This window comes from Rhodococcus sp. 21391 (assembly GCF_016772255.1).
GTDB classification, from domain to species: domain Bacteria; phylum Actinomycetota; class Actinomycetes; order Mycobacteriales; family Mycobacteriaceae; genus Rhodococcus_F; species Rhodococcus_F opacus.
In genome coordinates, this window is record NZ_CP063781.1 from 4,203,883 (window position 1) to 4,227,916 (window position 24,034).

Sequence of the window (24,034 nt, forward strand, 5' to 3'; positions counted from 1 at the left end):
TGGCGGTCCGGCCCCGTGGTGACGGGCCGGGACGGTGCACGCGCGGCGCACTCCTCCATCTTGTCGACACCCGTGGCGGCCCGCCATCAGGGACCACCCTGATCTTGGGTCCCCGCGGCCGTGATCTCGGACACGGAGACCCGCGCGGAAACGCCCACGACGGAAGTACCGACCTGGGAGAATTCCGGTATCGCCGGCGCGAAGGAGAGCCTCATGGCCAACGAATCCCCCCAACCCCGGGCGGGATCGCGGTTCCTCGACGCGTTCCTGCAATCACCCTTCGCCGGCCTGGCGCCGTGGATCCTGATGTCGCTGCTGTCCGGTCCCGGGCGGTTCGAGGAATCGGTCGCCACCGCTCTCGGGTTGTCGATCCTGTTCCTGTTCCTCAGCCACCGCCGCGGCGGAACCCTCAAACCCCTCGAAGTGTTCGACATCCTCTATTTCGGCTGCCTCGCCGCCATCGGACTGTTCGCGTCCGACGACCTGATCACGTGGCTGGAGAAGTGGTCGGGCGAGATGTCGAGCCTGGCGCTGGTCGCGTTCGCGTTCGGCTCACTGCTGCTGCGCAGTCCGTTCACCCTGCCGTACGCGAAAGAGACCACGCCCGAGGAATATTGGACCTCGCCGCTGTTCCTCAAAGTCAACCAGCTCATCACGCTGGTGTGGGCGCTGTCGTTCACGGTATCGGCAGCGGCCGGACTGTACGGCGACCTGGTCCTCGACCAGCCGGACAATTTCTGGACGGGCTGGATCATCCCGATCGGAGCGCTGCTGTTCGCGCTGTCCTTCACCGAGTGGTATCCGGACGTGGCGAGCGCACAGGCGCCGCGGGAACCCGGAGAACCGCAGGAGGTGGCACCGCCCCTCGTCAGACTGTTCGACTTCCTGCCGCCGTTCGTGGTCGGCGTGGGGATCGCGATGCTCGTCACCGACAACGACCCCGACTGGCTGGGCATCACTCTGATCGTGGTCGGCGCCGTCGGCACCGCCGCGCTGCGACGCGCGGACACACAGAGCCGAAGCAGTTCGGCCGCGTGATGCAAAACGTCACTGATCGGATCACCGACTACTAGCCTGATGTGACTGACGTCACAGACGAGAGGTGGGCGCATGTCGGACGCCGACAACGAGATCATCTTCGACCGACTCGCGCACTGGGCGCAGGTCCGACCGGATGACGTCGCCGTGCAGTTCCAGGGCACCGAATACACGTGGTCCGGATGGCACGACCGGATCCTGCACATCGCGGGAGCCTTGGCGGAGGGCGGAATCGGGGCGGGCGACACGGTCGCGTTCGTCGACAAGAACCATCTGTCCTGCCTCGAGGTCACCTACGCCGCCTCGCTCCTCGGCGCGGCCGCCGCAGTCCCCAACTGGCGATTGGCCGGCGAGGAACTCGACTACGTGATCAACGATTCCGGGGCGCGGATCCTGTTCGTGGGCAACGAGTTCCTCCAACAGGTCATGGCACTGCGCGACCGGCTGACCGGCATCGAGCAGATCATCACCGTCGGCGGAGAGCACGACGAATTCGAGCCGTGGCTCGCCGAGGCGTCCGTGCTGTCGTCGCCACCGGAGGTCGGAGCGGATGCGACCGCCCTGATCCTGTACAGCTCGGGAACCACCGGCAGGCCGAAGGGGGTTCAGCTGACCCACCGCAACCTGATCGCCCACAGCGCCGCCGTGCTCGAGATCCTGCCCGCGCGGCACGACGACTGCCTGCTCGTCGCCATGCCGCTGTTCCACGTCGGCGGCAGTTGCTACGCGATCATGGGCGTGCACGCCGGCGCCCGATGCCACTTCACCAGGGAGGCCGACGCCCTGTCCCTGTTCGGCGCGCTCGCGGCGGGTGCGAACATCGCGTTCCTGGTGCCGCCGGTGATCGCCGGAGTGCTGGCCGCGGGCGAGCAGGCCGTGGCCGCGTTCAGCGCGCTGCATCGCATCACGTACGGCGCGGCGCCGATGCCGCTGCCGTTGCTGCGCAGCGCGCTCGCGGCCTGGCCGGAGGCGGAGTTCGTCCAGGTCTACGGAATGACCGAGTGCGCGGGTGTCGTCACCGCTCTGCTGCCTGAGGTGCATCGCGACCCGACGCAGGAGGAGAGGATGGCGTCGGCGGGACAGCCCATTCCCGGTGTGGAGATGCGCATCGTGGACCCGGCCACCGCCGAGGACGTCGCCCCCGGCGAGACGGGGGAATTGTGGTGGCGTTCGGAACAACGCACGCCCGGGTATCTCGGCAAACCCGAGGCGACGGCGGAGGCCGTCACCGCCGACGGATGGTTGCGCAGCGGCGACATGGGACGCGCGGACGCCGACGGTTTCGTGTTCATCGAGGACCGGCTGAAGGACATGATCATCACCGGCGGTGAGAACGTGTACTCCCCCGAGATCGAACGGGTGCTCGTCGAGCATCCGGCGGTGGCGGAGGTGGCGGTGATCGGCGTGCCCGACGACCACTGGGGTGAGACGGTCAAGGCTGTCGTCGTGCCGGTGACCGGGACGAGAATCGAACCGGACGAGCTGATCCACTACACCCGCCAGCGTCTGGCGAAGTTCAAGTGCCCGACGACGGTCGACATCGTCGATCTGCTGCCCCGCAACCCCACCGGCAAGATCCTCAAGCGGGAACTCCGCGCGCCGTACTGGAAGGACCGCGCCCACAAACTCGTGTGACCGCCGTCCATACTGGAACCGTGACCGCTCGATGCCCCTGCCTGCTCGGTGAACCGTACGACGAGTGCTGCGGGAGGTATCACCGCGGCGAGACGACGGCGCCCACCGCCGAACGCCTCATGCGATCACGGTTCAGCGCGTTCGCCGTGCTGGATGCCGACTACCTGCTCGCGACGTGGCATCCGAGCACGCGGCCCAGGACTCTCGACCTCGATCCGGAGCAGCGCTGGACCCGCCTCGACATCCTGGGCACGAGCGGCGGCGGACTGCTCGACACCACCGGCACCGTCGAGTTCCGCGCGTACTACGTACTGGACGGCCACCGCGAATCGCTGCACGAGAACAGCCGATTCGTCCGGGAGGACGGCAATTGGCTGTACCTGGACGCGATCGCGACGCCACGCCAGGGGCTCCCTCGTGTCTGATGGAACCCGGCTTACGATCGGATCATGATCAACCACCGGATCGGTCCTTTCGCCGCGTTCGCCGTCTGCGCCCTGACCCTGACGCTCACCGGATGCTCGGAGTCGAACTCCGCCAGCAGTGTGGCGGCGACGTCACCGGCCGCGGCCGCCACCACCAGCAGCGCCCTCGAATCCGAGTCGGCGCCGATCCCGACGGACGCGTCGCCGAAATCGTCCGCGGCGTCCGAGTCCGCGAAGCTCACGGTCACCGACGTCCGCGTCGGCGAGCACGAGGGATTCGACCGCGTGGTGTACGAACTCGGCGGCAAGGGCACGCCGGGCTGGCGGGTCGCATACGTGGACGAGGCGGTGCAGGACGGCAGCGGCAAGACGATCCCGGTGTCGGGCAACGGCATCCTGCAGGTGCAGATCGACGGCTCGGCGTACCCGTTCGACAGCGATGTGGAGGGGTACTCGGGCCCCAACCCGGTGCCCGGTGTTCCCGGCGGCACGGTGACCGAGGTGAACGGCGCGCTCGTGTTCGAAGGTGTCACGCAGTCGTTCATCGGCGTGACCCGACCGGACCGTCCCTTCACGGTGTCGGCCCTGTCCGATCCGACGCGGGTGGTCGTGGACGTCGCGAAGTAGCGCTTCCCGCCCGCAGCTTGACCTCGAGTAACGTTGAGGTTCTACCGTCGTGTCATACCCCGGCTCTACCGTGGGGGGATAGCGACAGGAGGCCGCTGGCATGAGCATGGAAGTCACGGCGTGGAACGCGATGTACAACGCGATGCACGCGCAAGAGGATCGTCGACCCTTCTCCCGCACAACGTTGCGGCGGATAGCCCGATTCGCCCTGCCGCATCGGCGCAGCCTCGGGTGGTACCTGCTGCTCAGCGTCGTCACGGCCGCGCTGGCGGTGGCCACCCCGGTGCTGGCGGGCCGTGTCGTCAACGCCATCGTCGGGGGCGACGCGGTGTCCGTCGTCGTGCGCCTCGCGGCGCTCATCGCGGTCATCGCCGTACTCGAATCCGCACTCGCCCTGTGGACGCGGTGGCTGTCCGCGAGCATCGGTGAGAACCTGATCCTCGACCTGCGGACCGCCGTGTTCGACCACGTGCAGCGGATGCCGATCGCGTTCTTCACCCGCACTCGCACCGGTGCGCTGGTCAGCCGCCTCAACAACGACGTGATCGGTGCGCAGCGCGCGTTCAGCGACACGCTGTCGGGCGTGGTGTCCAACCTCGTCACGCTCGGCATCACGCTCATCGTGATGATCGGGATCTCCTGGCAGATCACGCTGTGCGCGCTGCTGCTGTTGCCGATCTTCGTTCTGCCCGCCCGCAAGATGGGAGCGCGGCTGGCGCAACTCAATCGTGAGGCAGCCAACCACAATTCGGTGATGAGCACTCAGATGACGGAGCGGTTCTCGGCGCCGGGTGCCACACTCGTGAAGCTGTTCGGCCGTCCGTCCGAGGAGTCCGCCGAGTTCGCGGTCCGTGCCCGGCGGGTACGGAACATCGGCGTCCGCACGGCGATGCTGCAGTCGGTGTTCGTCACCGCGCTCACTCTCGTGTCCGCTCTCGCGCTGGCGCTCGTCTACGGGCTGGGCGGGTTCTACGCACTGCGCGGACAACTCGACGCGGGTGCCGTCGTCGCGATGGCGATGTTGCTGACCCGGCTGTACTCGCCCCTCACCGCACTGGCCAGCGCACGCATGGACGTGATGAGCGCGCTGGTGAGCTTCGAGCGCGTCTTCGAGGTCCTCGACCTGAAGCCGCTGATCGCGGAGAAGCCCGACGCGGTCGCGGTGCCCGAGGGCCCGGTGTCGGTGGAGTTCGACTCCGTCGAGTTCGCATACCCCTCGGCAGACAATGTCGCTGGCGTCGCTCGAAGAGGTCGCGACTCTCGACACCCGCGGCGGCGTCGACGTGCTGCACCAGCTGTCGTTCCGCGCCGAACCCGGGCAGATGGTCGCGCTGGTGGGATCGTCCGGAGCAGGCAAGTCCACCATCGCCCAACTGGTTCCCCGGCTCTACGACGCAGACGCCGGCTCGGTGAAACTCGGCGGGGTGGACGTGCGCGACCTGACCGCCGACTCCGTGCGGGCCACCGTCGGCATGGTGACTCAGGACGGGCACCTCTTCCACGACACCGTGCGGGCCAACCTCCTGCTCGCCCGCCCGGGCGCCACGCCGGCCGAACTCGCGGAGGTGCTGGAACGGGCGCGGCTCACCGACCTCGTCGCCGCCCTGCCCGACGGCCTCGACACAGTGGTCGGCGAACGCGGCTACCGGCTGTCGGGAGGCGAACGCCAGCGGCTGACCATCGCGCGCCTGCTGCTCGCGCATCCGCGGGTGGTCATCCTCGACGAGGCAACGGCGCACCTCGACTCCACGTCCGAGGCCGCCGTCCAGGAGGCGCTGGGCGAAGCCCTCGCCGGACGGACCGCGGTGGTGATCGCGCACCGGCTGTCAACCGTCCGCGCCGCCGATCTGATCCTCGTAGTCGAGGCCGGGCGCATCGTCGAACGCGGCACCCACTCCGAACTGCTCGCCGCGGGCGGCCGGTACGAGGAGCTGTATCGCACTCAGTTCGACACGGGCACGGTGTCGTCCCCCACCCTCACCGAGGTACTCCGGTGAGTCTGCGAATGGCCGAGAGGGGCAAGCCGATCCAATTCGGGCGGTTCCGCGCCTCGTACACGGTCTCGTACACCGCCTTGTCGAGTTCGTAAGCCCGCAGCAACGCCGCCGCCTCACGCGGGTCGGTGCCCGACACGGAGGCATAGCCCTCGCAGAAGGCGTCGGCGTTGCGCTGCGCCCACTCCCTCGCGCGGAAGTCCCGCTGCGACGCCGCCCCCATCGCTCCCATCGGCACCGAATCGGCCAGCAGGTGGTGAGCGGCGTAGTCGAACGACCGCAGCATTCCCGCGACGTCCCGCAACGGACTGTCCCGTTCCCGGCGCTCGTCGAGCGTCTTGGCGGGCTCCCCCTCGAAGTCGATGAGCAGCCACCGCTCCGGCGTCCGCAGCACCTGACCGAGGTGAAGGTCGCCGTGAATCCGCTGGACAGTGGTGGCGCCCAGAGCTTCCGCCTCGGCGAACTTGCCCCGCACCGCCGCGGCCACCTCTCCCAGTTCGGGAACGATCGAGGTGGCGGCGTCCAGCCTGCGCGTCATCGCCTCCACGGTCGTCGACGCCACCTGTCGTTCCTCCGCCCCGAGCGCACGCGCCAGGGTCGCGTGCACCTCGGCGACCGCGGCGCCCATCCGGTAGGACTCACCGGCGAAGTCCGTCCCCAACTCCGCGGCGTGGAGATCCGCTTCGATCAGGAGGTCGCGGACGCTGCCGAGCGCCATGCTCCACCCGTCCGCCGAGTTGGCCTCGAAATCCTGCACCATCGCAAGGGTGGTCAGAATCCCGGCCACGTCCGTCTCCATCCACGCCCGCAGCGTCGCCACGTACTCGCTGCCCGCCTCGGCGAGCGCGAGGTGGAGTTCGACGTCCGGGTTCACCCCCGGCGTGACCAGACGGAAGATCTTCATCAGAAGCTTCTCCCCCAGCACCACCGACGTGTTCGACTGCTCCGCGCCGAGCGTGCGCCCGCGGAGCCCCGCTTCGATCACCGTGCCCGGCACGGTCTTCAACTGAATCGGCCCGGAACCCTCGGCCTCCGACAGCAAGTCGGCATACAGGGTAATGATCTCGGCATCGTGCAGGCCGTCGTACGCGATCATGATGTTTCCGTCGCCGTCCGGCAGCGCCCACGGCTCGAGGTCCCCGGGTAGATGACTGCGGAACCCCAGCGGTATCTGGTACACCTGCGGCGGCCCCGCCTCGAACTCCACCGACACCAGGAGATGCTCGGCGGAGAAGCCGACGACCGCCATCAGCTCGTGGCGCAGCAGGATCCGCACCGCCGAAATGGTGGTGCCCTTGGCGGCGAACCACCGCCGGTCCGGCAACCAACGGACGAGTTGCCGCTCGAGGGTCTCGTCGGGAATGCGTTCACTGCTGGGTTCGTTCACTGCTGCACCGCCTGTTCCGCTTCGCTGCTGACCGGGTGGCCGCTCACCGCGCCGTCGGACTTCGGATCCGGTTCCAGCGCAAACCAGAAGAATCCGTGACCGGGGAGTGTGATCATGTACCCGTCCTCCCCGATGGAGGGGAAGGGAACGGAACCGGTGAGCTCCACGGGAATTCGGCCGGCGAACTGGGTGAGGTCCAGGATCACCGCCTGCGGGAACCTGGACAGGTTGTTGACGCACAGAATGACGTCGCTGTACGGCCGGTCCTGGCTCGGCGGCGTCTCCCGAACATACGACAGGACGGCCGGGTTCGCGCTGCCGAGTTCGGTGAACGACGCCGTTCCGAACGCCGGATGCTGTTTGCGGACCTGGATCAGGCGCCGGGTCCAGTGCAGCAACGAGTTGGTCGAGTTCATCTGCGCCTCGACGTTCACCGACTGGTAGCCGTACGTGGGATCCATGATGACCGGCAAGTACATTCGCGCCGGGTCGGCGCGGGAGAATCCGGCGTTGCGGTCGGGAGTCCACTGCATCGGCGTGCGCACCGAGTCCCGGTCGCCGAGCCAGATGTTGTCGCCCATGCCGATCTCGTCCCCGTAGTAGAGGACGGGCGAACCCGGCAGGCTCAGCAGCAGCGCGGTGAACAGCTCGAGCTGGTTGCGGTCGTTCTCGAGCAACGGAGCGAGACGTCGGCGGATGCCGATGTTCGCCTTCATCCGCGGATCCTGCGCGTACTCGGAATACATGTAGTCGCGCTCCTCGTCCGACACCATTTCGAGCGTCAGCTCGTCGTGGTTCCGGAGAAAGATTCCCCATTGGCACGAGCTCGGAATCGGTGGGGTCTGCGCGAGGATCTCGGAGATCGGGAACCGGTTCTGCCGCCGCACGGCCATGAAGATGCGAGGCATCAGCGGGAAGTGGAACGCCATGTGGCACTCGTCGCCCACGTCCGGTTCCCCGAAGTACTCCACGACGTCCGACGGCCACTGGTTGGCTTCGGCGAGCAGTGCCCGCCCCGGGTACTCGGCGTCGATGACTGCCCTGCACTTCTTGAGAAACACATGGGTCTCGGGCAGGTTCTCGCAGTTGGTGCCCTCCCGCTCGAACAGATAGGGCACGGCGTCCAACCGGAAGCCGTCGATTCCGAGGTCCAACCAGAACCGCAACACGTCGATCATCGCGTCCTGGACGTCGGGATTGTCGTAGTTCAGGTCCGGCTGATGGGAGAAGAAGCGATGCCAGTAGTACTGCTTGCGCACCGGATCCCACGTCCAATTGGACGTCTCCGTGTCGACGAAGATGATGCGCGCCTCCGGATACCCTTCGTCACGGTCCGACCACACGTAGAAGTCGCCGTACGGGCCGTCGGGGTCGGCGCGCGACTCCTGGAACCATGCGTGCGTGTCGGACGTGTGGTTCATGACCAGGTCCGTGATGACTCTGATCCCGCGACGGTGCGCCTGATCGAAGAGCTGGACGAAGTCGTCGACCGTCCCGAACTCGGGGAGCACGGCGCGGAAGTCGCGGATGTCGTATCCGCCGTCGCGCAACGGCGAATCGTAGAACGGTGGCAGCCACAGGCAGTCGACGCCGAGCCAGGACAGGTAGTCGAGTTTGGACGTCAGCCCCCGGAGATCGCCCGTTCCGTCGCCGGAGGAATCGAAGAACGCGCGGACCAGAACCTCGTAGAACACCGCGGTCTTGAACCACTCGCTGTCCACCTGCAGTTCTCTGGCGTGGAAGTAGTCCTCGGACCGGGCCTCGATGATGTGGCCTTCCAGGTCGTGCTCCGGCGGGGCCGCGCCCTCCCGGGACGGGTCGGCGAAGGCCGACGACGAATCTTCCAGGGGCATAAGCACCTCGGTTCGCGACTCGATCACAGGAACAGGGGCGTTCCCCGGACACGTGCCTCGATCGTAGGTCGGTCCTGCCCGAACCGCTGGGGACGCGCGCAGCGTGTCGATCGAGGACAGTATGTGTCCGCTATTGCCGCCACACTGGGTGCATGACCGAATCACCCAGCACCCAGAACCCCATCTCCGACGAGCGCGGACTCCTTCTCCTCATGCTGGACAACCAGCGCACCGCCTTCCGCAACGCGCTGTCCGGGCTGACCGAGGAGCAGGCCCGCAGTGTGCCCAGCGCCAGCGAGTTGAGCCTGGCGTCACTCCTCAAGCACGTGATCGACGGCGAGGAGGCGATGACCTCCCGCATCACCGGGGCCCCGCGCGATATCGGCGACGATCCGGTGGCAGCGTGGATGGCCGCATGGAACGTCGCCGAGGACGAGACCGTCGACGTTCTCCTCGCCCACTTGGACGACGCACAGCGCGCCACCGAGGCCGCGGTCGCAGCCGAAACCGATCTGGATCGCGACGTCGACCTGCCCGCCGACGTGGCGCAGTGGATGGCGTCGGGAGTCACCTTCACGGTCCGCTACATGCTGCTGCACCAGATCGAGGAACTCGCCCGGCACGCCGGTCACGCCGACATCATCCGGCAATCCCTCGACGGTGCACGCGCCGATACGCTGGCCGGCGGCGGCAGCTGGTCCTGACTGTTTCCACTCTCTCGGGTAAATTCTCCGCTCGGGCGCGCTGCAGAGCTGCCCGGACGAGACAACGAGGAGTTCAGGTGGACGGTATGAGCGTGATGCGACGCACGATCGCGGCGGCAACGGTCGGTATCGCGGCGACTTTCGGCCTCTCGGGCACGGCAGCGGCGGAACCGGCCACCCCGGACGTCCCCGGACTCGCCGAACTGCGCACCCAGGCCGACAAGCCCGAGGAGAAGGCCGCGGTCGAGGCGCTGGCCACGTCGACCGTGCTGCATGATGTCGCGGGCGCGTACACGCCGTTCCTCTACACCGCACCGACCGTGGGTTGCGGCACCGTCGCACCGGTCACGCTGACGCTGGCGTCGGGCACCACCGGGCCCACCGCCGAGGTGAAGGCCAACGAGATCAGCTTCCAGGCCCTCTCCGCGTACCCCGGTGTCGTGAAGTCGTCGGGACTCAACGTCGCGTGGATCAACACCAACACCGGCGCCAGCGGAATCCTGCCCCTCGACGGCGTCACCGACGGCGGCTACCCGGCGCTGAACAAGGTCGTGACGACGGGGCCGGGCACCGTCGTGGCATCGATCTTCGGCACCGTCGGTTACACCAACGCGACGTGCTACGTGCTGCCGACCGTCGGTTCGTTCTTCGTTCCCGAGGAGGGGCCGCTGCCCGCCGAGGCGGCACAGCCCGCCCCGGCTCCCGCTCCCCCGGCGTAATCGCCGGGGGATCCCGTTCGGGACGGCCGCGCGAGAACTACTCGCGCGGCCTTTTCCGGCTGTCCCGGTCGCGCTGGAACTTTCCGCCTGCCCGATCGTCGCGGCCACCACGCGGCCGACCCGACGGCGGACCCGAATCGGGCTGCAGCTGAATCAGCACACCGGAGATCCGGGTACGGCGCAGGGCTTCGAGGGTCTCGCTGGACAGGTCGGCGGGCAACTCCACCAGGCTGTGGTCCGGGCGGATGCTGATGTGCCCGAAGTCGCTGCGCCGCAGCCCACCCTCGTTCGCGATGGCACCGACGATCGCACCCGGCACCACACGGTGCCGCTTGCCGACCGCGATGCGGTACGTCGCGAGCTCCTGGCCCTCCGGTCCACGCGACCGCGTCGGGGGGCCGTCGTCGAAACGGCGCGCCGGGCGTTCGCGGGGCTCACGCTCGCGGCGGGGCGCGGGCGGCGGTTCGGGCGCCATGAGGAACGCCTCACCGTCGCGCGACTGCACCGCGAGCGCGGCGGCGATGTCGGCGAGCGGGACGTCGTGCTCCTGCTCGTAGTCCTCGATCATCTTGCGGAACAACGCCAGGTTGTCGGACGTGAGGCTCTCGGTGATCGAGTCGCCGAACTTGGCCACACGCTGCGCGTTGACGTCGTCGACGCTGGGCAGCTGCATCTCGGCCAGCGGCTGACGGGTCGCCTTCTCGATGGCCTTGAGCAGGTGACGCTCGCGCGGCGCCACGAACAGCAGCGCCTCGCCGGCGCGCCCGGCGCGACCGGTGCGGCCGATCCGGTGGACGTACGACTCCGTGTCGTGCGGGATATCGTAGTTGACGACGTGGGAGATGCGGTCCACGTCCAGACCACGCGCGGCCACATCGGTGGCCACGAGGATGTCGAGGGCGCCGCTCTTGAGCTGGCCGATGGTCCGTTCACGCTGCGCCTGCACGATGTCGCCGTTGATCGCCGACGCGGAGAATCCGCGCGAGCGCAGTCGTTCCGCGAGGTCTTCGGTGGCCTGCTTGGTGCGCACGAAGATGATCATCGCCTCGAAGTCCTCGACCTCGAGGACACGCGTCAAGGCGTCGAGCTTGCGCTGGTGCGCCACCTGGACGTACCGCTGCGAGATATTGGAGGCCGTCGACGTCTTCGACTTCATCGTGATCTCGACGGGGTCGTGCATGTACTGCTTCGAGATCTTGCGGATGGCCCCCGGCATCGTCGCCGAGAACAGCGCCACCTGCTTGTACTCCGGAGTGTCGGCGAGGATGCGCTCGACGTCCTCCTGGAAACCCATCTTCAGCATCTCGTCGGCTTCGTCCAGGACGAGGTACGAGAGCTTGGACAGGTCGAGCGTGCCCTTCTCCAGGTGGTCGATCACCCGACCGGGCGTGCCCACCACGACGTGAGCGCCGCGCCGCAGCCCCGACAACTGGACGCCATAGCTCTGACCGCCGTAGATGGGCAGGACGTGCAGGCCCGGAATATGGGCGGAGTACTTGCCGAACGCCTCCGCGACCTGCAGCGCCAGTTCCCTCGTCGGCGCGAGAACCAACGCCTGCGGCGACTTCTGCGTCAGGTCGATCTTCGAGAGGATCGGTACCGCGAACGCAGCGGTCTTGCCGGTGCCGGTCTGCGCCAGGCCGACGACGTCGTTGCCGGCGAGAAGGGGCGGAATGGTGGCTGCCTGGATCGGCGAGGGCGACTCGTAGCCCACATCGGACAGTGCCTTCAAGACCCGATCATCGATGTCGAGGTCGGCAAAAGTGGGGGGTTCGGGGTCACGCTCGATATCACTCATTGACCAGCAGTTTAGTGCACGAGTCCACAGTGCATCGCCACGCCGCGGAAATACGCGGCGACCGGGACGGGAGACACCTGCCGCACCTCGTCGCCTAGCGTGGACGGCATGGTCGATGTCGCTGTCATTCAGTTCGCTCCCGGTCAGGACAAGCAGGAGAACCTGCGCACCCTCCGCACGCTCGCCGCCGAGGCCGCGGGCCGCGGCGCGAAGGTGGTGGTGGCGCCGGAGTACGCGATGTTCACGGCGCCGAGAACGGACGAGCGGATCGTCGAGTCGGCCGAGGGCCTGGACGGCGAGTTCGTCAGCGGGCTGGCCGCGACCGCGAAGGAACTCGAGGTCCACCTGATTGCCGGGGTCAACGAGCAGTTGCCCGGGGACGATCACATCTCCAACACCCTCGTCGCGCTCGGACCGGGCGGCGACATCGTCGCCACCTACCGCAAACTCCACCTGTACGACGCGTTCGGCTACAAGGAATCCGACGTCATCCGCGCCGGGGAGATCGGCGCCCCGGAGACCTTCGCCGTCGACGGCCTCACGTTCGGCATGCAGACCTGCTACGACCTCCGGTTCCCCGAGGTCACCCGCCGCATCGTCGACGCGGGCGCCGACGTGCTGCTGCTGCCCGCACAGTGGGTGCCCGGACCGTTGAAGGAGGACCACTGGTCCACTCTCGTGCGGGCACGCGCCATCGAAAATACCGTGTACGTGGCCGCCGCCGACCAGAGCGCGCGCACCGGGGCCGGCAACAGCATGATCGTCGATCCGATGGGCGTGACCCTCGCCTCCCTCGGTGAGCGGGTGGGTACAGCGGTCGCGGCGGTCAGCGCGGAGCGGATCACCGAGGTGCGGGAGAAGAACCCCGCCCTCGCCCTGCGCCGATTCACCGTCAGCGAGATCTGAACGGCCCGATCGGGAGTAGCGTCGGAGACGAACCGTTCTCCCCGATCACGGAGCGTTCGATGTTGTACACCAGTCGCGCCGACGCCGGCCGCAGACTGGCCGCCGCATTGGAGCACCTGCGCGGCACCGATCTGGTGGTGCTCGGTCTGCCGCGGGGCGGCGTCCCCGTCGCGTTCGAGATCGCTGCCGCCCTGTCTGCGCCCCTCGACGTGGTCCTCGTCCGCAAACTGGGTGTCCCGTGGCAGCCGGAACTCGCCATGGGCGCCATCGGTGAGGGTGAATCCCGGGTGATCAACGACGACGTCATCCGCATCGCCCGGATCAGCAAGACCGCACTCGCCATGGTCGAGGCGAAGGAGCGCCGCGAACTCGAACGGCGGGCGCGGGTGCTGCGCGGCGGGAAACCGCGCGTGTCACTCAAGGGCCGCACGGCCGTCCTCGTCGACGACGGGATGGCCACGGGCGCGACCGCGGCGGTGGCCTGCCAATCGGTGAAGAAGCTGGGCGCGGCACGCGTGATCGTCGCGGTCCCGGTGGCGGCCCCGGAGGCCGTCGGACGTCTGCGCGTGACCGCCGACGAGGTGGTCTGCCCGTACATCCCGGCCGATCTCGGCGGAGTCGGCAACGCGTACGACGATTTCCATCAACTCTCGGACAGCGAGGTCACAGACCTTTTGGCCCACCACTGACGGTGGTTCTCGAGGAATCTTCAGCTCCAGTGCAACGTTCCCGGAGGCCCTGTCGATACACCGGACAGAGCACAGAACAGACTGCCTTTGGAGGATCTCGTGACCGTCTCTGCCGATACCGTCGAAACCGTCGTCACCGCGTGCCGCGACCGATTGGGAGACCCGTCCGGCTGGGTCACCTCCGATGCCTACCGGCACAGCCTCGCTCTCTGCATCATCGAGTCGGTGCAGTCGAGCGCCGGGCACAGCGAGGTCGCCGTCGTCGACCGCTATCTGGCGTACCGGCGGGCGCACCCCGATCAGCCCCTCACCGACGGCGCGCGCGACCTTCTCCGCACGTTCGAGGAGGCGGGCAGCTCGGATCAGTGGGCGGGCAAGGTCGGTTCGTACAAGAGGCGGTACTCCGCGACCGGTGTGCCGATCGAAGCGCGCCACATCCAGCTGGCGGCGGAGCGACTACACCAGCTCCGGATCAACAGCATCGACGACCTTCTCGAGGCCGCCCGGGACGAAGCCGCCCTGGAGCAGATCCACGACGCGTGGATCGAGGTGTGCGGTGAGAGCAGTGACGTCACGTGGGCGCATTTCCTGATGCTCGCCGGAATCCCCGGGGTCCGGCCGAATCGGGTGGCGGACGTGTTCATCAGCGGCGCGCTCGGCATTTCGGAAGCCACCGACGACGGCCTCGCCGAGGAGATCCTCGAGGCGACGGCGACCGAACTCGGTGTCGATCCGGACCAGTTGAACTATGCGATCCGGCGCTGGCTGTCGGCCAACTCGCGCCGCCTGGAAGAGGCCGCCTGAGTTATCAGTTTACGCCGAGTTACACTTATCTCCGCTGGTCAGACACGAAATACACATAACGGACATCGACCCTGGTGCGAAACTCGGACAAATGTGATCGAATGCACATCCGTCATGTCGTTTCAGTGGAGGGGTCATAGTGCGTGAATTCTCGGTACCGCAGTCGTTCTCAATTCCGGAGGACGCCTCAATGGCGGACACGGTCTTCCGTCATGCCGAGGAAGACCCGAAGTTCGTTCCGTTCAAGCGCCCCGGCAACGGGGGTTGGGTAGACGTCACCGCCGCGGAGTTCGCGGAGCAGGTCTCCGCCGTCGCGAAGGGCCTCATCGCTTCCGGCGTCGAGCTCGGTGACCGCGTCGCGATCCTGTCGGCGACCCGGTACGAGTGGGTCGTCATCGATTACGCGATTTGGACGGCAGGCGGGTGCACCGTCGCCATCTACGAAACGTCCGCACCCGATCAGGCGAAGTGGATCCTCGAGGACTCCGGCACCTCGCTGCTCGTCGTCGAGAACGCCAAGCAGGCCGACGCGCTGAAGGTCGTCACCGACGCCGCGCCGGACCTGAAGGAGGTCCTGCAGATCGAAGGCGGCGCCATCGACGAGCTCTCCAAGCGCGGCGAAGGTGTCACCGACGAGCAGCTGCACGAGCGTCGTCACCAGGTGCGCGCGTCCTCGCCCGCGACCCTCATCTACACATCGGGGACCACGGGCCGTCCCAAGGGTGTGCAGTTGACCCACTCCAACTTCTACGCGGAGTCCGCGGCCGTGAAGCTGGCGCTCGACGATGCGATGTACGCGGGCAGGCGCACCCTGATGTTCCTGCCCCTCGCGCACGTCTTCGCCCGCGCCATCTCCTTCGGTGCGTTCGACGCCAAGGTCACGGTCGCGCACACCGCCGACCTCACCACGCTGCTCGACCAGTTCGCCGCATTCAAGCCGCACTTCATCCTGTCGGTGCCGCGCGTGTTCGAGAAGGTCTACAACTCCGCCAAGCAGAAGGCGTACGACGGCGGCAAGGGCAGCATCTTCGAGAAGGCGTCCGCCACCGCCATCGCGTACAGCGAGGCGCAGGACAACGGCGGCGCCGGGCTGGGCCTCAAGCTCAAGCACGCCCTGTTCGACAAGCTCGTCTACTCGAAGCTGCGCACCGCGCTCGGCGGCGAGTGCGACCGCGCCGTCTCCGGCGGCGCCGCGCTCGGTGCACGCCTCGGTCACTTCTTCCGCGGCATCGGCGTCCCGGTGTACGAGGGCTACGGCCTCACGGAGACGAGCGCCGCCATCTCCGTGAACACCACCCGAGCACAGAAGGTCGGCACGGTCGGCAAGCCCATCGACGGCCACGCCGCGAAGATCGGCGAGGACGGCGAACTGCTCCTGAAGGGCCCCGTCGTCTTCGGCGGGTACTGGCACAACGAGCAGGCCACCGCCGATTCGATCCGGGACGGCTGGTTCCACACCGGCGATCTCGGCTCGATCGACGAAGAGGGCTACATCTCGATCACCGGCCGCAAGAAGGAAATCATCGTCACCGCGGGCGGCAAGAACGTCGCGCCCGCGGTCCTCGAGGACGCACTCCGCGCGCACCCGCTGATCAGCCAGTGCCTCGTCGTCGGTGACGGCAAGCCGTTCATCGGCGCGCTCATCACCCTCGACTCCGAAACCCTGCCGGGCTGGAAGGAACGCCACGGACTGGCCGCTGACACCCCGGTGTCCGAACTGGTGAAGAACCCCGACCTGGTCGCCGAGATCGACGAGGCCGTGGCCGAGGGCAACAAGAAGGTGTCCAACCCGGAGCGGATCAAGAAGTACCGCATCCTCGAGGTCGACTTCACGCAGGAGACCGGTGAGCTCACGCCCACGCTGAAGCTCAAGCGGAACGTCATCCACAAGGAGCACGGCGCGGCCATCGAGGCCATCTACGCGTAAGCGGCTCCGCCGCCCGTGAGTGGCCGAGGAGTCCGGAGACTCCTCGACCACTCACGGGCGCGCAGCGCCGAGGATGAAGTCGCGGACCACCGCGGTCACGGTCGCGTGGACCTTCTCGTGGAGCAGGTCGTGTCCGGCGTCGTCGAACTCCCGGAATTCGAGGCCTCCGATCCCCGCCGCCCAGTCCCGGACAGGGTCGATCGGTGCGATGCGGTCGTCCACGCCGTGGACCGCGAGCAGCGGTATCCCGAGTGATTCGAGCGCATCCGCCGTCTGCTGCACGGCTGCGGTCTTCGGTGTCCCGCACAGAATCGCGCACCGGAAACCGGCGTCACCGGACGCGAGAAGTTCCATCGAGACCGCGGCACCGAGCGAATGCCCCATGAGCACGAGCGGAACATCCGGTGCGTGCCTGCCGGCGAGGCCGGTGAGAAGCGCGGCGTCCTCCGCCAGGTCCGCCACGGATCCCGGATGGTCGCCTTCGGACAGTCCGTGACCGGCCTGGTCGATTCCCCACACCCCGATTCCGGCGGGCGTGAGTCCGCGCGCGAACCGGTGGTAATGACCCGTGTGCTGCCCCATGCCGTGCAGAAACACCAGCTGCGCGGCGGGTCCTCCCACCGCGCTCCAGTGCCGGTAGTGGACTCGTCCGGAGTGGCCGTCGAAGAAGGGCATGGCTGCCATTCTGGCTCTGTCGCACCCCGATGGCACAATCGGCCGGGTGAACTCACCGGCAGAACTGGGGACGTAGCTGTGTTCCTCCTCGACGACACCATCGTCTACAGCGCCAGCGACCTCTCCGCGGCCGCCACCTGCGAGTTCGCGTTGCTGCGCCGGTTGGACGCCACGCTCGGGCTCGCCGGGGCCGGTTCCGCCACCATGTCCGTCGACGACGACCCCATGCTGAAACGGACGTCGAGCCTGGGCGATGCTCACGAGCATCGCCGGCTCGAGCAGTTCCGCGCCGAGTACGGCGACGGGGTGGTCACGATGGACCGTCCCGAGTACACCGCGGTGGGACTGTTCGAGGCGAACCTGGCCACCGTGGAGGCGATCCGCGGCGGCGCCGACGTCGTGTACCAGGGGACGTTCTTCGACGGCCGCTTCCTGGGTTTCTGCGATTTCCTCGTCCGCGACGGCGACACGTATGCCGTCTACGACACCAAACTGTCCCGGCACGCGAAGGTGTCGGCCCTGCTCCAGCTCGCCGCGTACGCGGAAGCACTGGCCGACAACGGGATCCCGACCTCACCGGACGTCCACCTGCTGCTCGGCGACGACAGCGACTCGGCGCACTCGCTCGGCGACATCGTTCCCGTGTACTCCGCGCGACGCTCCTCGCTCGAGCGAATTCTCGACGAGCACCGCGACGAGCAGTCCCTCGCGGAGTGGGGCGACCCCCGGTACACGGCGTGCGGCCGGTGCGACACGTGCACCCCGGAGGTGGAGCAGCACCGCGACCTCCTGCTGGTGGCCGGAATGCGCACGACGCAGCGGAGCCGGCTGATCGCGGCCGGGATCGGCACTCTCGACGCCCTCGCCGCGCATACGGGCAGCGTCGAGGGCCTGCCCGAGCGCACCCTGGAATCGCTTCGCGCGCAGGCCGCCCTGCAGTTGCGCCAAGAGTCCTCGGGCACCCCCGAGTTCCAGGTGTACGCCCCGCAGGCGCTGGGCGGGCTGCCGGAACCGGACGACGGCGACATCTTCTTCGACTTCGAGGGAGACCCGCTCTGGGCCGAGAACGGATCCACGGACTGGGGTCTCGAATACCTCTTCGGCGTGGTCGAGGGTCCCGCCGACGCCGCCGCGTTCCGGCCGTTCTGGGCACACGACCGCGCCGAGGAGCGGCAGGCACTCGTCGACTTCCTCGACTACGTGACCGCGCGTCGTCAGCAGTACCCGAACATGCACATCTACCACTACGCCGCGTACGAGAAGTCGGCGCTGCTGCGGCTGGCGGGACGGCACGGCGTCGGCGAGGAGACTGTCGACACCCTGCTGCGCGACAACGTCCTCGTCGATCTGTATCCGGTGGTGCGCGGGTGCCTGCGCATCGGCGAACGGTCCTACAGCATCAAGAAGCTCGAACCGCTGTACATGCCGGAGCAGCCGCGCGACGGCGACGTCACCAACGCCGCCGCATCGGTGGTCGCGTACGCCGACTACTGCGATCACCGCGACAACGGCCGGGAGGACGAGGCACGCGCGCTGCTGGAGGGCATCGCCGACTACAACGAGTACGACTGCGATTCCACGCTGCGGCTGCGCGACTGGCTGATCGGGCAGGCGAAGACGCACGGCGTCGCCCTCCGGACGCCCGGCGACGGGCCCACCCCGGTGACCGAGGAATGCACCCCCGCGGAGGCGGCGTTACGCGAGTTCGCCGGGCACGGACCGAGCGAGCACCGGGGACACGACCAGCAGGCGGCGGCGCTCATGGCGGCGGCGGTCGGCTATCACCGCCGTGAGCGGAAACCGTTCTGGTGGGCGCACTTCGACCGGCTGGTCGTGCCGCACGACGAACTGTCGGACATCCGGGACGTTCTGGTGGTGTCGTCCGCGGTCGTCGAGGAGAACTGGCACAAGAGCAGCCCGCGGCAGCGCAAGCTGCGCCGGCGACTTCAGCTCACCGGCCGTTTCGGGACCGGGAGCACGGTGGGGCCCAAGACCACGATGTACGCGCTGTACGACACCCCTGCACCCGAGGCGGTCGCGGGCGACAATCCGCAGCAACGGGGAACGTGCACGGTCAACGTGCTCGACGTCGGGAAGGACGGCCGCCGCCGCGACGTGGTGCTCGTCGAGGAACTCCTGAACGGCGAGGAGTACGTGCAACTTCCGACGGCGATCACCCCCGGGCCGCCGATCACGACCGACCGGATCGAATCGTCCATCGCGGTGGCCGCGGACGGCATGTGCTCGCCGCTGCCGGCCCTCCCGCTGTGCGCGTCGGTGGACATCCTGCGGCGGTCCGACCCGCGCACCCGGAGCGGGACTCCGCTCCCACCCGTCGACGGCACGGATTACGCGGGCGCGATCACCGCGGCACTACTCGACCTCGACGACTCGTACGTCGCGGTGCAGGGGCCTCCCGGCACCGGCAAGACGTACACCGGGGCCCGGGTGATCAAGGCGCTCGTCGAGCAGCACCACTGGCGGATCGGTGTAGTCGCACAGTCGCATTCGGTGATCGAGAACATGCTCGGCGGCGTCGTGAAGGCCGGGCTCCCCGCCGAACTCGTCGCGAAGAAGGACGGGCGGCATCGCGCCGCGACGTGGACCGACATCAGCTCCAACGACTACCCCGGCTTCATCGACCAGGCCGAGGGAACGGGCTGCGTGATCGGCGGGACCGCATGGGACTTCGCGAACACCGACCGGGTTCCGCCGGGCAGCCTCGATCTGCTGGTCATCGACGAGGCCGGGCAGTTCGCTCTCGCCAACACCATCGCGGTGGGCGGCGCGGCCCGCAATCTCCTGCTTCTCGGCGATCCTCAGCAACTTCCGCAGGTCAGCCAGGGCACCCACCCGGAACCGGTGGATGCGTCGGCCCTCGGGTGGCTCGCCGAGGGGCACGGGGCGCTGCCCGCGAGCCGGGGATATTTCCTCGAGCGCACGTGGCGGATGCACCCGGAACTGTGCGCGCCCGTATCGACACTGTCCTACGACGGCAAGCTGCGTTCACAGGAATCGGCCAGTGCCGCACGACGACTCGACGGCATGGAACCGGGCGTGCACACCGTCTTCGTCGACCACCAGGGCAACGCCACCCAATCCCCCGAGGAGTCGCGGGAGGTGGTCAACCGGATCACGAAGCTGCTCGGTTCCGGCTGGACCGACCCCAGCGAGTTCGAGGGCACCCGCCCACTCGGCGAGTCCGACATCCTGGTCGTGGCGCCGTACAACGCGCAGGTCGGGTTGATCGAACGCGATCTGGCCGCGGTCGGCCTCGACAAGGTCGAGGTGGGTACGGTCGACAAGTTCCAGGGGCGGGAGGCGGCCGTCGCCATCGTGTCGATGACCGCGTCGGCGATCGAGGACGTGCCGCGCGGCATGTCGTTCCTGCTGTCGCGGAACCGGATGAACGTGGCGGTGTCCCGCGGCAAGTGGGCTGCGATCATCATCCGGTCGGAATCGCTGACGCAGTACATGCCGAGCACCCCGGAAGGTCTGACCGAGCTGGGTGCCTTCATGCGGCTCACCGGTCAGCCGAAGCACTGACCTTCGCCGCGGTAGGTGGGCACCACGGTGCGGGAGCCGTCCGACTCGACGAGGTGCACCTCGGTGAACCGCTCGCACAGCTCGCCGGCCTTCGCGTGCCGGAACCACACCCGGTCGCCGATGCCGAGATCCGCTGCCGCCTTTCCGGTCACCGGGGTCTGGACCTCACCGGCGCCCTCGTTGCGCAGTAGCTTCAGCCGCGGCGGCCACACCGGCGTGGGCACGCGACTGCCCCCGGCGGGACCGGAGGCGATGTAGCCGCCGCCGAACAGCGTCGCGATGCCGGGTGCCGGCCGCCGGACCGTCGACAGGGCGAAGTACAGCGACGGGTGCGGACGGAACGCGCGGTACTTGTCGAAGAGCGTCGGGACGTACAGACCGGAGCCGGCTGTCACCTCCGTCACGACCGGGTCCGCGGAGCTCACCTCCAGCGAGCCGGTGCCCCCGCTGTTGACGATCTCGAGCACCCCGACCTCCGACTGCACGGCGTTCACCACGGCAGCGCGACGGGTCGCGAGTTCTTTCGCGGACGCCCGCTTCATCCAACCGATCGGCGGACTGGAGTCGGGCAGACCCGCGATCTGCGCTTCGTAGAACATGACACCGACGACGGCGAATCCCCGCCCCGCGGCGCGCTTCGCGAACGCGGCGACGGCGGACGGTTCGCGGAGCGGGGAACGGCGCACCCCGATGTGGACCGGCCCGAGCCGCAACGAGGCGTCCACGTCGATGCACAGCCGGGCCGGGAGGGACGTGGTGCCTGCCGCGGCGAGAACGAAGTCGAGGTGGTCGTCGCTGTCGACCATCAACGTGATCCTGTTCAGCAGTTCGGGATCGGCCGCGAGTTCCGCGAGTGCCCCGCGGTCGGCCGTCGGGTAGCCCATCAGGATGTCGTCCGCGCCGTGCCGGGCGAGCCAGATCGCCTCGCGCAGCGAATACGCCATGATCCCGCGGAACCCGCCGGCCCCGGTGAGATTCTCCCCCAGTGCGACCAGGAGTACCGCGCGGCAGCGGACGGATTTGCTGGCGACGCGGACGGGGGTGCCGCCCGCACGCAGCACCAGGTCGGCGGCGTTGGCGCGCAGCGTGGTCAGGTCGAGTGCGGCCAACGGCGGGTCGACCTCGGTCGTCGAGGCGATGAGACGGTCGAGCGTGGGCGTCACAGTTCGTCCAATCTTTTCCATCGGTCTGCGACGCCAGTCAACCATCGAGTTGGACGATTGTCCAGATCAAACGGGCCCGCTCAGGCCTGCTCGACCGCCTTCGACGCGATCACGTGCACCATGTCGTCCAGCGCCGCGATCATCGCCTCACTGTCGCGGTCGACCAGCCACCGCAGCACGAGCCCGTCCAGGATGGCCAGCCCGAACCGCGCGATCGCCTCGACCGGAGTGGCCCAGCCGACTTCGGCGATGCGGGCGCACTCGGCGAGGAACTCGATCGCCTCCTCGTCCATGGTCCGATACTGCTGCCCCGCGATGTCGCCGGCCCGCTCGCTCCCGGACGCCCGGTGCCGCAACGCCTGCGCGGTGATCTCGTACGTCAGCAACTGGCGGTCCGGGGTAGCCTCGATGATCGGCCACATTCCGCTGATCCCGATGTGGAGAAGTTCGCGCAGACCGTCGATCCCGCGCAGGTCCGGCGCGTGCCGAACCTGACCGAACGCCAGCCGCATCGACGCGCTGAGCTGCAGAACCAGGCTCTCACCCATCGCCGCGAGGAGCTCCTCCTTGCTCTCGAAGCAGTAGTGCACCACACCGAGCGAGACGCCCGCCTCCTCCGCCACGGCACGCACCGTGACCGACGCGACGCCGCGCTGCTCCGCGATGGCGAGCGCCGACTCGACGAGTTGGGCACGACGTTCATCCGCAGGAAGCCTGTTCAGCATCCTCTGATCGTAGAACCTGCGGGAGCCTCGCCCGTGACCAACACGGACGCCCGACCAACCCGCCATTTGCCTGGACGAGCGTCCAGGTTCATGATGGGCGAATGGCACAGGACACATGGCGCAACTGGGCGGGCACCGAGACGGCGAACCCGCTGCGCTTCGCGACACCGCGCTCGGTGGAGGAACTCAGCGCGCTCGTCTGCGGTGCCGCGGAGCACGCCCAGCGGGTCAAGGCCGTGGGGTCGGGTCACTCCTTCACCGGGGTCGCCGTCACCGACGGGATCCTCGTCAGCCTCGACGCCCTCACCGGAATCGAATCCGTCACCCTCGACGAACCGGCTGGCGCCCTCGTCACCGTCCTCGCGGGCACGCGGTTGCACGACCTGAGCGAGCAACTCTGGCACCGTGGCCTGGCGATGATCAACCTGGGCGACATCGACGTGCAGTCCATCGCGGGTGCGCTGTCCACCGGAACCCACGGCACCGGAGCGCGTTTCGGAGGCCTCGCCACTCAGGTCCGCGCCCTGCAGGTGGTGCTGGCGGACGGCTCGGTGGCCGACTGCTCCCCCACCGAGAACCCCGAACTGTTCGAGGCGGCACGGCTGGGACTCGGCGCCGTGGGCATCATCTCGAAGGTCACGATCCAGTGCGTGCCGCACTACGTGATGCACGCCGTCGAGAAGCCCGAGTCACTGGACGCCACCCTCGACCGGCTCGACCACGACCGCACCACGATCGACCACTTCGAGTTCTACTGGTTTCCGCACACCCGCCGCGTGCTGACGAAACGCAACACCCGGCTACCCGGTGACACCCCGGTCTCTCCCCTCCACCCGGTCCGCGCCTACGTCGACGACGAACTGCTCGCCAACGTCCTGTTCGAGGGCATCAACAGGGTCGCCGGCCTTGCGCCGGCGGCGATCCCGAAGATCAATCGGCTGTCGTCGCGCATGCTCAGCGCGCGCGAATTCACCGACCGCAGCTACCGCGTCTTCGCGTCGGAGCGCCGGGTCAAGTTCCGGGAGATGGAATACGCGGTTCCCACCGAGGCGCTTCCCGACACTCTCGCGGCGATCGACTCGTGGGTGGAGAAGTCCGGTTTCACGGTCGCGTTCCCCGTCGAGGTCCGCTTCGCCGCGGGCGACGACGTGTGGCTGTCGACGGCGAACGGTCGCGACACGGCGTACATCGCGGTGCACCAGTACCATCGCCGCGATCACGAGCCGTACTTCTCCGCGGTCGAGGCCATCGCCCGGGAAGCGGACGGGCGACCGCACTGGGGCAAGATGCACGGCCGCACCGCCGACGACTTGCGGCCCGCCTATCCGAACTTCGACGAGTTCGTCGCCGTGCGCGACAAGTACGACCCCGAGCGAATGTTCGGCAACGCGTACCTCCAGCAGGTCCTCGGTCGCTAAC

18 protein-coding genes and 1 pseudogene are annotated in these 24,034 nt (G+C 68.2%); 13 read left to right on the forward strand and 6 right to left on the reverse strand.

The annotated features are described in order from the left end of the window. Positions 1-120 precede the first annotated feature (120 nt). From GO592_RS19500 to GO592_RS19520, 5 genes and pseudogenes are all read left to right on the forward strand, one after another. Positions 121-1,038 carry a hypothetical protein gene (locus GO592_RS19500; protein ID WP_007295747.1) on the forward strand — a complete coding sequence of 306 codons (918 nt, stop codon included), beginning with the start codon at positions 121-123 and terminating at the stop codon, positions 1,036-1,038. Positions 1,039-1,110: 72 nt separating this feature from the next. Continuing rightward, the gene (locus GO592_RS19505; RefSeq protein WP_007295746.1) at positions 1,111-2,673 is read left to right on the forward strand and encodes a long-chain-fatty-acid--CoA ligase; all 1,563 of its coding nucleotides are present in this window, start codon (positions 1,111-1,113) and stop codon (positions 2,671-2,673) included. Further along, positions 2,670-3,098, forward strand: a complete 429-nt coding sequence (locus GO592_RS19510; protein WP_007295745.1) for a YchJ family protein — start codon at positions 2,670-2,672, stop codon at positions 3,096-3,098. The genes GO592_RS19505 and GO592_RS19510 overlap by 4 nt, the downstream gene beginning before the upstream one ends. A 24-nt stretch (positions 3,099-3,122) precedes the next feature. Then, on the forward strand, positions 3,123-3,725 hold the full coding sequence (locus tag GO592_RS19515) for an AMIN-like domain-containing (lipo)protein (protein WP_007295744.1): 603 nt from the start codon (positions 3,123-3,125) through the stop codon (positions 3,723-3,725). 100 nt (positions 3,726-3,825) lie between these two features. Then, positions 3,826-5,722, forward strand: a pseudogene (locus GO592_RS19520) (ABC transporter ATP-binding protein). On the opposite strand, the gene GO592_RS19525 reads toward GO592_RS19520, so the two are convergent. Together GO592_RS19525 and treS are read right to left on the reverse strand one after the other, a co-directional pair. Beyond that, on the reverse strand, positions 5,703-7,106 hold the full coding sequence (locus GO592_RS19525) for a maltokinase N-terminal cap-like domain-containing protein (RefSeq protein WP_007295742.1): 1,404 nt from the start codon (positions 7,104-7,106) through the stop codon (positions 5,703-5,705). The pseudogene GO592_RS19520 and the gene GO592_RS19525 sit on opposite strands and share 20 nt — an antisense overlap. Next, positions 7,103-8,959 (reverse strand): maltose alpha-D-glucosyltransferase, encoded by a 1,857-nt coding sequence (gene treS, locus GO592_RS19530; RefSeq protein WP_039950395.1) that lies wholly within the window; start codon positions 8,957-8,959, stop codon positions 7,103-7,105. Before treS ends, GO592_RS19525 begins: the two co-directional genes overlap by 4 nt. 152 nt (positions 8,960-9,111) lie before the next feature. Between treS and GO592_RS19535 the strand changes: the two genes are divergently transcribed. Together GO592_RS19535 and GO592_RS19540 are read left to right on the forward strand one after the other, a co-directional pair. Beyond that, a complete protein-coding gene (locus GO592_RS19535) occupies positions 9,112-9,663 on the forward strand; it encodes a mycothiol transferase (RefSeq protein WP_007295740.1) in 552 nt (183 codons plus the stop codon). Positions 9,664-9,749: 86 nt separating this feature from the next. After that, positions 9,750-10,382: a hypothetical protein gene (locus GO592_RS19540; RefSeq protein WP_005573939.1), complete on the forward strand. Its 633-nt coding sequence runs from the start codon at positions 9,750-9,752 to the stop codon at positions 10,380-10,382. 37 nt (positions 10,383-10,419) lie between these two features. Here the strand turns inward: GO592_RS19540 and GO592_RS19545 are convergent, their stop codons facing one another. Continuing rightward, positions 10,420-12,180 (reverse strand): DEAD/DEAH box helicase, encoded by a 1,761-nt coding sequence (locus tag GO592_RS19545; RefSeq protein WP_005253764.1) that lies wholly within the window; start codon positions 12,178-12,180, stop codon positions 10,420-10,422. A 108-nt stretch (positions 12,181-12,288) separates the two neighbouring features. Here GO592_RS19545 and GO592_RS19550 point away from each other — a divergent pair, with 108 nt between their 5' ends. The 4 genes from GO592_RS19550 (at position 12,289) to GO592_RS19565 (ending at position 16,506) form a co-directional block, all read left to right on the forward strand. Continuing rightward, entirely contained in the window at positions 12,289-13,086 is a 798-nt protein-coding gene (locus GO592_RS19550; protein WP_005253763.1) for a carbon-nitrogen hydrolase family protein, read from the forward strand. Between the two features lie 59 nt (positions 13,087-13,145). After that, entirely contained in the window at positions 13,146-13,775 is a 630-nt protein-coding gene (locus tag GO592_RS19555) for a phosphoribosyltransferase (RefSeq protein ID WP_005253762.1), read from the forward strand. Between the two features lie 99 nt (positions 13,776-13,874). Next, positions 13,875-14,579 carry a hypothetical protein gene (locus GO592_RS19560; protein ID WP_007295739.1) on the forward strand — a complete coding sequence of 235 codons (705 nt, stop codon included), beginning with the start codon at positions 13,875-13,877 and terminating at the stop codon, positions 14,577-14,579. Positions 14,580-14,718: 139 nt separating this feature from the next. Further along, entirely contained in the window at positions 14,719-16,506 is a 1,788-nt protein-coding gene (locus tag GO592_RS19565) for an AMP-dependent synthetase/ligase (protein ID WP_039950370.1), read from the forward strand. Positions 16,507-16,557: 51 nt separating this feature from the next. Here GO592_RS19565 and GO592_RS19570 read toward each other — a convergent pair whose 3' ends face one another. Further along, positions 16,558-17,181, reverse strand: coding sequence for an alpha/beta hydrolase (locus tag GO592_RS19570; protein ID WP_007295737.1), 624 nt, complete (start codon positions 17,179-17,181; stop codon positions 16,558-16,560). Between the two features lie 78 nt (positions 17,182-17,259). Here GO592_RS19570 and GO592_RS19575 point away from each other — a divergent pair, with 78 nt between their 5' ends. Next, positions 17,260-20,727 carry a TM0106 family RecB-like putative nuclease gene (locus GO592_RS19575; RefSeq protein ID WP_007295736.1) on the forward strand — a complete coding sequence of 1,156 codons (3,468 nt, stop codon included), beginning with the start codon at positions 17,260-17,262 and terminating at the stop codon, positions 20,725-20,727. Here the strand turns inward: GO592_RS19575 and GO592_RS19580 are convergent. Then, positions 20,712-21,911: an amino acid deaminase/aldolase gene (locus GO592_RS19580; RefSeq protein WP_082324872.1), complete on the reverse strand. Its 1,200-nt coding sequence runs from the start codon at positions 21,909-21,911 to the stop codon at positions 20,712-20,714. The two genes, GO592_RS19575 and GO592_RS19580, sit on opposite strands and share 16 nt — an antisense overlap. A 59-nt stretch (positions 21,912-21,970) precedes the next feature. Further along, positions 21,971-22,615 carry a TetR/AcrR family transcriptional regulator gene (locus GO592_RS19585; protein WP_005564766.1) on the reverse strand — a complete coding sequence of 215 codons (645 nt, stop codon included), beginning with the start codon at positions 22,613-22,615 and terminating at the stop codon, positions 21,971-21,973. Between the two features lie 101 nt (positions 22,616-22,716). On the opposite strand from GO592_RS19585, the gene GO592_RS19590 reads away from it, so the two are divergent. After that, entirely contained in the window at positions 22,717-24,033 is a 1,317-nt protein-coding gene (locus GO592_RS19590; protein ID WP_007295734.1) for a D-arabinono-1,4-lactone oxidase, read from the forward strand. Position 24,034 lies beyond the last annotated feature (1 nt).